1 pseudogene is annotated in these 417 nt (G+C 78.4%); it reads right to left on the bottom strand.

The annotated features are described in order from the left end of the window. Positions 1-417: pseudogene (locus A6V29_RS08635) on the bottom strand (S1C family serine protease); the annotation flags it as partial.

Genomic DNA, 417 nt, shown 5'->3' with positions numbered 1-417 from the left:
ACCGCCGCGGCGATGTCGGAGACCGACCCCGGCTCGCGGGTGATGCCCGGCTCCACCTGGGTCAGCGTCGTGCCCGGCGCGAGCAGCGGGGACTCCGGCATCGCGCGGGTGAGCCACCAGCCGACGCCGCCGCCGATCGCGCCGACCAGCAGGACCGCGAGCAGCGCGAGCGTGGACAGCCGCACCGAGACGTCGCGCAGCCGCAGCCGCTTGCGGCCCTTGGCGCCGACGACGACCGGGCCCTCCTGCTCCGCGCGCTCCTCCCGGTACACCGCGGGCGCACCCAGTCCGGCCGGCGCGTACGGGTCCCGCCACGGGTCGCTGCGGGCGTCGGCCTTCCACCACGGACCCGACGCCGTCCGCCGTCGTCCCGGCCGGCCCGACGGTGGTTCCTGCAGTCCCCGCTGCCCGGAGGCG

This window comes from Blastococcus sp. CCUG 61487 (assembly GCF_005222955.1).
Classification (GTDB): Bacteria; Actinomycetota; Actinomycetes; order Mycobacteriales; family Geodermatophilaceae; genus Blastococcus.
The sequence above is the reverse complement of the archived record's forward strand: the minus strand, read 5'-3'. Positions and strand labels throughout refer to the sequence as shown.